The organism is Salipiger bermudensis, from assembly GCF_020171625.1.
Taxonomy (GTDB): Bacteria; Pseudomonadota; Alphaproteobacteria; order Rhodobacterales; family Rhodobacteraceae; genus Salipiger; species Salipiger bermudensis_B.
The window spans coordinates 498,300-510,418 of sequence record NZ_JAIUZY010000005.1 but is presented as its reverse complement, the minus strand read 5'-3'; the positions used below and the strand labels follow the sequence as shown (position 1 = coordinate 510,418).

The 12,119-nt window shown below is 66.8% G+C and carries 10 protein-coding genes; 5 read left to right on the top strand and 5 right to left on the bottom strand.

Features of this window, described 5'->3' with window-relative positions; genetic code table 11:
* Window positions 1-968 precede the first annotated feature (968 nt).
* Window positions 969-1,661 (top strand): sugar transferase, encoded by a 693-nt coding sequence (locus LCM15_RS11780; RefSeq protein ID WP_224856582.1) that lies wholly within the window; start codon window positions 969-971, stop codon window positions 1,659-1,661.
* A gap of 66 nt (window positions 1,662-1,727) precedes the next feature.
* On the opposite strand, the gene LCM15_RS11775 is transcribed toward LCM15_RS11780, so the two are convergent.
* Entirely contained in the window at window positions 1,728-2,525 is a 798-nt protein-coding gene (locus LCM15_RS11775; protein ID WP_224856580.1) for an acyl dehydratase, read from the bottom strand.
* A 33-nt stretch (window positions 2,526-2,558) separates the two neighbouring features.
* On the opposite strand from LCM15_RS11775, the gene LCM15_RS11770 reads away from it, so the two are divergent.
* Window positions 2,559-2,909 carry a VOC family protein gene (locus tag LCM15_RS11770; protein WP_224856578.1) on the top strand — a complete coding sequence of 117 codons (351 nt, stop codon included), beginning with the start codon at window positions 2,559-2,561 and terminating at the stop codon, window positions 2,907-2,909.
* Window positions 2,910-3,018: 109 nt separating this feature from the next.
* On the opposite strand, the gene LCM15_RS11765 is transcribed toward LCM15_RS11770, so the two are convergent.
* The 3 genes from LCM15_RS11765 to LCM15_RS11755 all read right to left on the bottom strand — a co-directional run bounded on the left by LCM15_RS11765 (window position 3,019) and on the right by LCM15_RS11755 (window position 5,909).
* Window positions 3,019-3,684: an OmpA family protein gene (locus LCM15_RS11765; protein ID WP_224856576.1), complete on the bottom strand. Its 666-nt coding sequence runs from the start codon at window positions 3,682-3,684 to the stop codon at window positions 3,019-3,021.
* 131 nt (window positions 3,685-3,815) lie between these two features.
* Window positions 3,816-4,673, bottom strand: a complete 858-nt coding sequence (locus LCM15_RS11760) for a methylated-DNA--[protein]-cysteine S-methyltransferase (protein ID WP_224856574.1) — start codon at window positions 4,671-4,673, stop codon at window positions 3,816-3,818.
* 120 nt (window positions 4,674-4,793) lie between these two features.
* Window positions 4,794-5,909 carry a heme-binding protein gene (locus tag LCM15_RS11755; RefSeq protein ID WP_224856572.1) on the bottom strand — a complete coding sequence of 372 codons (1,116 nt, stop codon included), beginning with the start codon at window positions 5,907-5,909 and terminating at the stop codon, window positions 4,794-4,796.
* 241 nt (window positions 5,910-6,150) lie between these two features.
* Between LCM15_RS11755 and nth the strand changes: the two genes are divergently transcribed.
* The 3 genes from nth to LCM15_RS11740 all read left to right on the top strand — a co-directional run bounded on the left by nth (window position 6,151) and on the right by LCM15_RS11740 (window position 9,131).
* Window positions 6,151-6,795: an endonuclease III gene (gene nth / locus LCM15_RS11750; RefSeq protein ID WP_224856570.1), complete on the top strand. Its 645-nt coding sequence runs from the start codon at window positions 6,151-6,153 to the stop codon at window positions 6,793-6,795.
* Entirely contained in the window at window positions 6,792-7,805 is a 1,014-nt protein-coding gene (locus LCM15_RS11745) for an adenosine kinase (RefSeq protein ID WP_224856568.1), read from the top strand. Before nth ends, LCM15_RS11745 begins: the two co-directional genes overlap by 4 nt.
* Window positions 7,806-7,904: 99 nt before the next feature.
* Entirely contained in the window at window positions 7,905-9,131 is a 1,227-nt protein-coding gene (locus LCM15_RS11740) for a S8 family peptidase (RefSeq protein WP_224856566.1), read from the top strand.
* A gap of 18 nt (window positions 9,132-9,149) precedes the next feature.
* On the opposite strand, the gene polA is transcribed toward LCM15_RS11740, so the two are convergent.
* Window positions 9,150-11,957 (bottom strand): DNA polymerase I, encoded by a 2,808-nt coding sequence (gene polA, locus LCM15_RS11735; protein WP_224856564.1) that lies wholly within the window; start codon window positions 11,955-11,957, stop codon window positions 9,150-9,152.
* Window positions 11,958-12,119 lie beyond the last annotated feature (162 nt).

The following is a 12,119-nucleotide window of genomic DNA, read 5'->3' as shown; positions in this document are numbered from 1 at the left end:
GGCCCTTTCCAATATCGATACCGACCGGCCCGAAATAGGCCTGCCCCCCCCGGCTTGCAACTGAAGCTTGAGGATCGCGGCTGCCCCATTTCGCCGAATGAGGTCTCAAATGTGGCGCGATTCGGACCGAGTTGGGCGATTCGTGGGCGCTCAGACGCCGCGATTCGGACCGATTCTCACGTGTTTAACGACACCTGTAACATTCCGTGATCTCACATACTCTTCCTTAACGTGTCATTCGGAAGATTTTTTCAGGTCGCCTGATCGCGCTTTTGAGCCGGTCCGCGCCCGCCTCGAAGGCCGGTTCGCGCAACCTGCGAAAGACCTTCGCCGCGTCGAACCATGTCGCGGGCACTGTTTCCAAAGCTACCCCACGACGCGGCCCAGCTCGCCAAAGCCGGCTCAACGCCGCTCGGCTCGGGCGCGCTTTCGCGACGATGCTTTCTGTCTCTTGGATTTGTTTACTTTTTCGAAACCTGCGCTACGCCCGGTTGTTTCGACTGTTTCCATCAAGACCCCTGCCGAGACCACCCTTTTAAGGCGACTAGCGGTGCGCCTCGCAGGCTGCGAGACCCTCCACCGGAGACGGCATCCGCCCCGCCGGAGACGCCTGCCCCAATTCATCGCACAGGTCCGTGAACAAGACGTCTAAAGGTTAAATCAACTTTCAATTGTGGCGAAAACATGGAGTTGACCGGACCCGGCGGTGCGAGGCATAACCTTACAAGTCGAACGTATGGACACAGTTTCGACACTCTAGGGCACTGGGGTTTGGTGCTTCCATTTTGGGAGTTGTGGTGAGTTTGCTTTGGCCTTGTTTCGGCCAGAAAATCTTCTGAGAGCCTGAACGCGCCGCGCGCTTTGCCGGTCTTCGCTGTTTGCGGGGGCACGGGGCGCTGCGCCCTGCGTTCAGCCGGAAGAACATCCTTGCTAGCGACTTCGTCAATTTAGGCCTCGAGGAGGTTACATTGGCTATTCATATTCGCCGGCCGCTGCCGTCCGCTTCAGGGATCGAAGCTCTTATCGATGATGCCCTGTTTGCGGCCCCCATCGGCGCATCCTACGACCGTCTCACCAAGCGCGCTCTGGATATTACCATCGTGCTTCTGGGCGCACTGCCGGTGCTGCTCGTCACCGTCGTGCTTGCCGCGCTCATCGCGCTCGACGGCAAATCGCCTTTCTACCTGCAAAAGCGCGTCGGCCGGAATGGCCGCGTGTTCCACATGTACAAGCTGCGCTCGATGGTGGCCGATGCGGACAAGCGCCTCGAAGCCTATCTCGCGAGCGATCCCGCGGCCCGCGCCGAGTGGAACCACGCCCAGAAGCTGCGCCACGATCCGCGCGTGACCTGGATCGGCCGGCTGATCCGCAAGACCTCGCTCGACGAGCTGCCGCAGCTGTTCAACGTGCTGCGCGGAGACATGTCGCTGGTCGGACCGCGCCCGATGATGGTCGAACAGCAGGACCTCTATCCCGGCACCGCCTACTACGCGCTGCGCCCGGGCATCACCGGCTTCTGGCAAATCTCGGTGCGCAACGAATCGAGCTTCGCCGAGCGCGCCGGGTTCGATACCGACTACCTGCGCCAGCTGTCCCTCGGCACGGACCTCAAGATCCTCAGCCGCACCGTCCGCGTCGTGCTGAACGGCACCGGCTGCTGAGCCGAACGCACAGCGATATGCGATCAAGGCCCTCGCCATCGGCGGGGGCTCTTTTCTTTCCAGGGCTCAGTACTCAAGCTCCGCCGCCATGCACTGGCGCCCGTCCGCCCCGCGCACCCACGCGCTGCGCGCATCGCGACACAGCGTGACCTCCTCCCCCAGCGTCACCGGCGCGGTGGCCCGGAAGCGAAACGCCTTCAGCGGCGCCTGCTCCTCGGCCAGCAGCATCAGGAGCTGCGCCAGCAGCGGTCCGTGCACCACGAGATCGGTATAACCCTCGACCTCACGGGCGTAGTCGACATCGTAGTGGATGCGGTGGCCGTTGAAGGTCAGCGCGGAGTACCGGAACAACAGCGTGCTGTCGAAGCGCGCGATCCGTGCCAGCGTCTCGTCGCCGCGGGCCGTGGGTGGCACCGGGGCCGGCGCGTCCGGGGAGGGATCCTCGCGGTAAACGAGATCCTGCCGCTCCTCGACGCAGAGCGCCCCGCCCTGCCGGATCTCGTGCCGCACGGTGACGAAGGCGAGCGACCCGCTGCGGCCGGTCTTGCGCGCGACCGTCTCGCGCGCCGAGCGCTTCTCGGCCTCCTTCCCGGCCCGCAGGGGCGCGAGGAAGCGCAGCGCGCCACCGGCCCACATGCGGCGCGGCAGGCCCAGATCGGGGATCAGGCCGCCGGTGCGGGGATGGCCGTCGCGGCCCAGCCCCTCGGGCGGTTGCGCCTCCCAGAAATAAAGCTGGTGAAAGAACGGCGGCAGCGCATCGCCAGCGTCAAGCCGCTCGGAGCGGCCCAGCGCCGCCAGAAGCGCGTTGGCACGCGCCGGATCGAGCCTGTCCGTCAGGCGGGTTTCGGCTTTATCGTCGGGCATGAGCACCTCCCTGCAACAGGATCTAGACCACCCATGGCCCCCACCGTCCAGTCCCTAGACCATCTCGTCCTCACGGTGCGCGATCTTGGCGCCAAGCGCGCCTTTTATACCGAGGTGCTTGGCATGAGGGCCGAGCGCTTCACCCCCTCGGACGGCACGCGACGCTGGGCGCTGCATTTCGGGCACCAGAAGATCAACCTGCATCAGGCCGGGGCCGAGTTCCTGCCCAAGACCGCGCGCCCGACGCCGGGCGCGGGCGATCTATGCTGTCTCAGCGCCACCCCGCTGGCGGACTGGCAGGCGCATCTCAGAGCCAAGCGGATCGCCATCGAGGACGGCCCGGTGCGTCGCGGCGGCGCCGATGGGCCACTCCTGTCGCTCTAGCTCTGCGACCCGGACAGCACCCTGATCGCGCTGTCGAACCGGCTCTGAAACGAAAAACGCGCCGCGGGACAGTCCCGCGACGCGCCGATGTCAGCCGAAGAGCGCCGGATCAGGCGTTCGGCAGGATGACGATTTCCACGCGGCGGTTCTGCGCCTTGCCCTCGGCCGTCAGGTTCGACGCGATCGGCTGGGCTTCGCCGCGGCCGATGACCGAGATGCGGCGCGACGGCACGCCGCTCGAGACCAGCACGTTGGCGACGGTCTGCGCGCGACGCTGCGAGAGGCCCTGGTTGTAGCCGGCATCGCCGTCGCTGTCGGTGTGGCCGACAACCTGAACGCTGGTGTTCGGGTACTCGAGCAGCGAGGCGCCGACGGTACGGATGTCGGCCTGCAGGTCGCTGCGCAGGGTGTCGCTGTCGAAGCCGAACAGGATGTCCTGCGGCATGGTCACGATCAGGCGGTCACCGGTGTTGCGGATGCCGACATCGTTGCCGAGCTGCTGACGCAGTTCCGCTTCCTGCTTGTCGAGCTGGCTGCCGATCACGCCACCGGCGATGGCGCCCACGGCGGCCCCGGCGAGCGAGTTCTTGACGGCGTCGTCGTTGTTGCCGCCGATCAGGCGGCCAGCGGCTGCGCCGCCCAGTGCGCCGAGAAGGACACCCTGATTGGTGTTCCGATTGGGGTTGTTCTCGCCCATCATTTGGCCGTCGGTACAGGCGCTCAGCCCCATCACTGCGGCAAGGGAAAGAAGAATGGTTGTCTTGGCCCGGATCATGGTGTGCCTCTTGATCGTTGTGGCCCCCGCGGCGCGGGGGCGCTCCTCCTCAGTTATAGATCGACCATGCAACGGACCAACAGCGCTGTCACGTGGGTGTCGGCGGGTCTTTGCCCATCCGGGGCCTCACATCACGGTGATGCAACCGCTTCCCGGGCCTCGAGCCGTGCCGCTTCCCACGCGAGGATGGCGCGCTTGACCGGCAGCCCCCAGTGATACCCGCCAAGGCCGCCGGACTTGCGCAGCGCCCGGTGGCAGGGGATCAGCAGCGACACCGGGTTGCGCCCGACCGCCGTGCCCACCGCGCGCACCGCCTTGGGGCTGCCAACTGCCTGCGCAATCTCGGAATATGTGGTGACATGGCCCGAGGGCACCCGCATCAGCGCCTCCCAGACCTTGATCTGGAACGGCGCGCCGATGAGCACCAGAGGCACCTCGCCGCCGGCCCGTCCGAACGCCGCCTGCGCCCAGCCCTCGAGCGCCGGCCCGTCCTCGACATAGGCGGCGCCGGGCCAGCGGCCCTGCAGATCCGCCATGGTGGCCGCCTCCCCCGCCTCGGAGGCAAAGCCGATGCCGCAGATCCCGCTCTCGGTCGCCATCACCAGCGCGCGGCCGAAGAGGCTGTCGAACCAGCCCCAGCGAATCGTCAGGCCCTCTCCGCCGCGCCCATAGGCCCCGGGACTCATCGCCTCCCAGCGCAGGAACAGGTCGTGGAGCCGCCCGCCGCCCGAGAGTCCGGCCGCGTGCGCGGTCTCGAGCGTGGTGAAGCGCTCGGAGAGCAGGGCCTTGGCGTGCCCGAGCGTCAGGTACTGCTGGAAGCGCTTCGGAGACACACCGGCCCAACGCGAGAACAGCCGCTGGAAATGTGCCGGGCTCATGCCCATGCCCGCCGCCAGTTCCTCCAGCGTCGCCTGCGGCCCGGCGGCGTCGACCATCTCGATGGCGCGACGCATGACCTCGTAGTGATACCCTTGCGACGTCTCAGACATGATCCGGCTCCCGTAGTGCCACACCAGACTATGCCGCAGGACATGCGTGCGCGACCCGGTTCCTGCGCTTTCGGCGCACCGGGTCGCGACCGGGCGGGGCGCGCCCGGCTTGCCTTTCCGTCAGTACTCGTCGGAGGTCAGCACCTCGGCGTCCTGCTCCACGTTTGCGACCTTCTCGAGCGTGTTGATCGAGACATGCGGCCAGCCGATCAGGCCCGGGATGCCGTCGCGGCGCGGGAAGAAGTCGAGCATCACCACCTGCAGGTACTGCATCACCAGCTTGGGCTCGTCGCCGACCCCCGGCTCATCAAGCTCCATGATCCAGAAGGTCGCGTTCATCGAGGTCGCGTTGGCGTGCTTGACGATAAACGGAATGTTAAGGATACCCGCCGCCTCGGTGGCGCTGGTGGTCATGTCGAGCCGGGTGGTCCGCTTCACCTTGCCGGGGTCCGGCTGGGCGCCGCGCAGGAGCTCTTCGGGGTGCACCGGGTTGAAGCCGGGAAAGCCCGCTGTCCCCGCGGGGACGGTGCCGAAGAACGGGGTGTCGTGGAAGTGCTTGTAGGGCGCCATATAGGGGCTTTCGAGCGGCGTCAGCACGTCGTTCGCCCCACCGGCGGTGTCGTCGCGCGGCAACATGACCCCATCGGGGAAGCCGTTCACGGCCGGGATATCGGGCGGGCCGTCGAAAATGTCGACCGCGGCATCGAAGCGCCCCAGCGCCAGCAGCGAGTCGCCATGCGGCACCGTGCCGAGCCGGGCGATGTTGATGCCGTCGGTGGTGTGGTTGGTCATGAACAGGAACAGACCGGGTTCGTGGTGGATCGCCGCACCGGGATCGGCCAGTTTGTCGCTGGCGAGATCGGGGCCGCTCTTAGGAAACTCGTCGACCGCCACCTGCTCGACAAGCTGCTGGTAGTCGAGCGCCACGACCAACTGGTCGAGATCGCTCGGTCCACCGGCATCACGCTGGATGCCGCGGTTGGGCGCGCCCTTGTCGGCGGTGAAGAACTGCAGCGTCTCGCGGTAGTGGTTGACCATCAGCCGGTAATTGAACCCGGCGGGCGGCGGATCGGTGACGAAGGGAAGCGCGATGCAGTTCCAGCCGAACGGGACCTCGGCGTTGGTGTTCTTCCAGATCCCCGGCAAGAGCTTCAGCGGCCCGAGGTCATCGTCGAAGGGTTTGGCGATCTCGATATGGCGAGTCTTCGCACGGCTCACGGCCTCTGCATTCAACATGGCTAAATTCCTCGAATAAATTGTGACGTCAAAAAATAAGCGGCGGGCAGAGCGAAAATGGGGGCCGCCGCCGTGGGTGTTTCTATCATAAAAATACAATTTCAGATAGAGACCACTAAACCATAGGCTGTGTCTCGCCGTCCCACAGGCGCCGCACGGCCCGGCGCAGACCGCCACGATCGCTGCGTCCTCACGCGCAAACGGGTTGCCGCAGCGGGAAAAGCGTTTCATATCCCGTGGCATGGCCAAGCAGCTCGATTATCATACCCTGCGCGAGATCTTCACCCGCTTTCACGAGGCCGAGCCCGAGCCCAAGGGCGAGCTCGACCACGTCAACGCCTACACGCTGGTGGTGGCGGTCGCGCTCTCCGCTCAGGCCACCGATGCCGGCGTCAACAAGGCAACGCGCGAGTTGTTCAAGATCGCCGACACGCCCGAGAAGATGCTCGCGCTCGGCGAAGAGGGCGTGATCGAGCACATCAAGACCATCGGCCTCTACCGCAACAAGGCCAAGAACGTCATCAAGCTGTCGAAGATCCTGCACGAGCAGTATGGCGGCGAGGTGCCGTGCTCGCGCGCCGCGCTCGAGAGCCTGCCCGGCGTCGGACGCAAGACCGCCAACGTTGTGTTAAACATGTGGTGGCATTACCCGGCGCAGGCGGTCGACACCCATATCTTCCGCGTCGGCAACCGCTCGGGCATCTGCCCCGGCAAAGATGTGGTGGCCGTGGAGCGCGCCATCGAAGACAACATTCCCGTGGATTTCCAGCATCACGCGCATCACTGGCTGATCCTGCACGGGCGATACACCTGCGTCGCGCGCAAGCCGAAATGTCAGGCCTGCCTGATCCGCGACCTCTGCCAGTTCGAGGACAAGACCGTATGACCCTGACCCCGCAGCATCCGACCAAGAAGTACCAGGTTCTTGGCATCGGCAACGCCATCGTCGACGTGCTGACCCGCTCGGATGACAGTTTCCTCGAGATGATGGGGATCGAGAAGGGCATCATGCAGCTGGTCGAGCGCGAGCGCGCCGAACAGCTTTACGGCGCCATGGAGAACCGCGTTCAGGCGGCCGGCGGCTCGGTGGCTAACTCTCTGGCGGGGCTTGGCAATCTCGGTCTGCGCACGGGCTTTTTCGGACGCGTGCGCGACGACGCGCTGGGGCGCTTCTACGCGGATGCGATGGAGAAGGGCGGCACCGATTTCGTCAACCCGCCGGTCGCGGGCGGCGAGCTGCCGACCTCGCGCTCGATGATCTTCGTCTCGCCCGACGGCGAGCGCTCGATGAACACCTATCTCGGCATCTCGGCCGAGCTTGGCCCCGAGGACGTCGCCGAGGAGATCGCCGGCCAGGCAGAGATCATCTTCCTCGAGGGGTATCTCTACGACAAGCCCAAGGGCAAGGAGGCGTTCCTGCGCGCCGCCCGCACCTGCCGCAAGGCCGGCGGCCTTGCCGGGATCGCGATCTCGGACCCGTTCTGCGTCGAACGCCACCGCGAGGACTTCCTGAGCCTGATCGCCAACGAGATGGATTATGTCATCGGCAACGAGGCCGAGATCCGCTCGCTCTATCAGGACGACAATCTCGACAAGGACCTCGCGCGGGTCGCCGAGGTCTGCCCGCTGGTGGTCTGCACCCGCTCGGGCGATGGCGTGAGCATCGTCAAGGATGGCGTGCGCACCGACGTGCCGGTCACGAAGGTGGTTCCGGTCGACGCCACCGGCGCGGGCGACCAGTTCGCCGCCGGCTTCCTGTACGGTCTCGCCACCGGCGCCGACATGGCAACCGCGGGCCGCATGGGCACCGTGGCCGCCTCCGAGGTCATCAGCCATATGGGGCCCCGCCCGGAGGCCGACCTGAAAGCCCTGTTTCGGAAGAACAACCTGATCTAAGGCGCTTTTTACGACCGGTTCACGCGGAGGCGCTTCGCTGAATCAACCTCTGGCTGTACCATCGCCCTATTGGACATCCCCTGTAGAGCGAGTGTTGCCATGTTTGTTATCCTGCGCGACGAAAACGCCCCGCTTCGCAATCGCGCCCCGCGCCACGCGGCCCCGCCGAGCGCGCCGGGCTTCGGGACCGGCAGCCTCGATGCGCCGATGGCGTCTCCGGTCCCGCCGGCACCCAAGCTCGAATGCGCCGAGCTGAGCGCACGGGATCTGCGTGACGTGAGCCGCGACCCGGGCGTGACCGCGGTGGCCCGCGAGATGCCGACCCGGCTGATCGAGCCGCAGCCGCTCGACGAGGTGCGCGCCGAGGAGGCCGAGGCGGCATGGGGAATCGCGGCGGTCGGCGCGGACGTGACGGCCTTCACCGGCGCCGGGGTGCGCGTGGCGGTGCTCGATACCGGCATCGACATTGGCCACCCGGCCTTTGCCGGTGTCTCCCTCCACACCCGCGATTTCGCCGGCTCGGGCATCGAGGATGCCAACGGCCACGGCACCCATTGCGCCGGCACGGTGTTCGGGCGCGATGTCGACGGCACCCGCATCGGCGTCGCGCGCGGCGTCACCGATGCGCTGATCGGCAAGGTTCTGGGTGACGACGGCAGCGGCACGTCGGACATGCTGTTTCGGGCGATCAAGTGGGCCTCTGACGAGCAGGCGCAGGTGATTTCCATGTCGCTCGGCTTCGACTTTCCGGGCCTTGTCGAGCGCCTTGTCGATCAGGGCTGGCCGACGCTGCTGGCGGGGTCCGCCGCGCTCGAGGCCTACCGCCAGAACCTGCGCATGTTCGATGCGCTGATGGACATGCTGCGCGCGCAGGCGGCGTTCTCGGGCGGCACGGTGGTCTGTGCCGCCGCCGGCAACGAGAGCCGGCGCAACATCGATCCGGAGTTCGAGGTTTCGGCCTCGCTGCCGGCCGCCGCCTTTGGCGTGGTCTCGGTGGGCGCGCTGGGACAGGGACCCGCCGGGCTGAACGTCGCCTCATTCTCGAACACCAACCCGACCGTGTCTGGCCCCGGGGTCAACGTGATCTCTGCGGCGATCGGCGGCGGGCTGCGGCCGCTCAACGGCACCTCGATGGCCTGCCCGCACGTGGCCGGCATCGCGGCGCTGTGGTGGGAGGCGCAGCGCGCCTCGGGCAACCCCGCCTTTGCCGGGGCGGTGCAGGCGCGGCTGCTGGCGACCTGCACCACCGCCCCCATCGACCCGGCGACCGATGCGCTGGATCGCGGCCAGGGGCTGGTGCAGGCGCCCGCCATGGCCATCGGCTAGGCGCGGGACAAGGGCGCCTCAGTGCGCCTCGGCCCAGCTTTTGCCCTGCCCGGCATCGACCACCAGCGGCACGTCGAGCTTCACCACCGGCTCGGCGGCGCCCTCCATGACCGTACGCGCGGCTGCGATGAGATCGTCCTCGGCGCCCTTCTCGACCTCGAAGATCAGTTCGTCATGCACCTGCAGCAGCATGGTCGCGGGTAGCGTCTCGATGGCCTCGGGCATCCGGATCATCGCGCGCCGGATGATGTCGGCGGCGGTGCCCTGGATCGGGGCGTTGATCGCGGCGCGCTTGGCAAAGCCCGCGCGCGGGCCCTTGGCGGCGATCTCGGGGGTGTGGATCACCCGGCCGAACAGTGTCTCGACGCGCTTGTGCTCCTTGGCGAAGGCCACGGTGTCGTCCATGTAGGTCCGGATACCCGGGAAGCGCTCGAAATAGCGGTCGATGAAGCCCTGTGCCTCGCTGCGCGGGATGCGCAGGTTGCGCGCCAGACCGAAGCCCGAGATGCCGTAGATGACACCGAAGTTGATTGCCTTGGCCTGCCGGCGGATCTCCGAGGTCATCTCGTCCATCGGCACGTTGAACATCTCGGACGCGGTCATGGCGTGGATGTCCTGACCGTCGCGGAAGGCCTGCTTGAGCGCATCGATATCGGCCATGTGGGCGAGGATGCGCAGCTCGATCTGCGAATAGTCGAGCGCCACGATGGTCTTGCCCTCGGGCGCGACGAAGGCCTCGCGGATGCGCCGCCCTTCCTCGGACCGCACCGGGATGTTCTGCAGGTTCGGATCGGTCGAGGACAGGCGCCCGGTGTTGGCCCCCGAGATCACGTAGGAGGTGTGAACCCGGCCCGTCTCCTTGTTGATGTGCTCCTGCAGGGCGTCGGTATAGGTCGACTTGAGCTTCGAGAGCTGGCGCCAGTCGAGCACCCGCGCCGGCAGCTCGTGCTCGGTGGCGAGATCCTCGAGCACGTCGGCGCCGGTGGCATAGGCGCCGGTCTTGCCCTTCTTGCCGCCCTCGAGGCCCATCTTGTCGAACAGGATCTCGCCAAGCTGCTTGGGGCTGCCCACGTTGAAGCTCTCGCCGGCCAGCTCGTGGATCTCGGCCTCGAGCGCCGCCATCTTCTGGCTGAAGGCGTTCGACATGCGCGAGAGCGTGTCACGGTCTACCTGCACGCCGGCCATCTCCATCTCGGCCAGCACCGGCACCAGCGGGCGCTCCATGGTCTCGTAGACCCGGGTGACGTGGTTGCGGTGCAGCTGCGGCTTGAGCAGGGTCCAGAGCCGCAGGGTGATGTCGGCATCCTCGGCGGCGTATTTGACCGCGTCCTCGATCGGCACCTGATCGAAGGTCTTCATCTTCTTGCCGGAGCCGAGAAGATCCTTGATCGGGATCGGCGTGTGCGACAGGTAGCGCTCCGAGAGCGCGTCCATGCCATGGCCGTGCAGGCCGGCATTCATCGCGTAGGACATCAGCATGGTGTCGTCGATCGGCGCGATCCGCACGCCGTAGCGGGCAAAGATCTTGGCGTCGTATTTCATGTTCTGCCCGATCTTCATCACCGCCGGGTCCTCGAGCAGCGGCTTGAGCAGATCCAGCGCCGCCTGCATCGGCATCTGCCCCTCGGCGAGATCACCGTCCCCGAACAGGCCGCCATCGCTGTCGCCGCGATGCGCCAGCGGGATGTAGCAGGCCTCGCCCGGTTCGGTGCAGAGCGAGATGCCGACGAGGTCGCAGGCCATCTCGTTGAGCCCCGTGGTCTCGGTGTCGACCGCGACCCAGCCGCGCTGGTGCGCCGCCGCGATGAACGGTGCGAGATCCTCGGCGGACTTCACCCAGAGGTAGTTGTCCGGCGTGATCGCCGGCATCTCGGGCGCGCCCTCCTCCGGCGGGTTGGCGCCTTCGGGGGCGGTATCGGGGATCACCGGCGCCTCGGCATCGAGCGAGTCCGCGATGCGTTTGGTGAGGCTGCGGAACTCCATCTCGGCGAGGAAGCCCAGCAGCACCTCCGGGTCGGGGTCCCTGACCTCGAGATCGTCGAGGCCGAAGTCCAGCGGAGTCTCGGCGTCGAGCTGCACCAGCCGCTTCGACAGCTCGATCTGCTCGCGCTTCTCGATCAGGGTCTGGCGGCGTTTCGGCTGCTTGATCTCCTCCGCCCGGTCGAGCAGCTCCTCGAGCGAGCCGAACTCGTTGATCAGCAAGGCGGCGGTCTTGATGCCGATGCCGGGCGCGCCCGGCACGTTGTCGACCGAATCGCCGGCCAGTGCCTGCACGTCGACCACACGGTCGGGATAGACGCCGAACTTCTCCAGCACGCCGTCGCGGTCGATGCGGCGGTTCTTCATGGCGTCGAGCATCTCGACCCCGTCGCCCACGAGCTGCATCAGGTCCTTGTCGGAACTGATGATCGTCACCCGCCCGCCGGCCTCGCGCGCCTGCCGCGCCAGCGTGGCGATGATGTCGTCGGCCTCAAAGCCCTCGAGCTCCTTGCAGGCGATGTTGAACGCCTCGGTGGCGCGCCGGGTCAGCGGGATCTGCGGCCGCAGATCCTCGGGCATGGCCTCGCGGTTGGCCTTGTAGAGATCGTAGAGATCGTTGCGGAAGGTGTGGCTGCCCTTGTCGAAGATCACTGCGACATGGGTCGGCGCCTCGGGGCCGGCGTTGTCCTCGACGTATTTCTGCAGCATGTTGCAGAAGCCCGAGACCGCGCCGATGGGCAGCCCGTCGGACTTGCGCGTCAGCGGCGGCAGGGCGTGATAGGCCCGGAAGATGAAAGCCGATCCATCGATCAGATGCAGGTGGCAGCCCTTGCCGAACTGGGTCATGGTCGCGTCTCCCTTGGCCGTGCGCCCGCTTGGTTTGCCACGGGCGCGCCCCGGCTTCCAGCGGTTATGCGGATCGGCGCGGCGCGCGCGCGGGCCTTGCCCGTGTCACGCCGGTAGATGTTCCTCCAAAAGAAGAAATGAGGGGGCGCTGCCCCCTCTTGG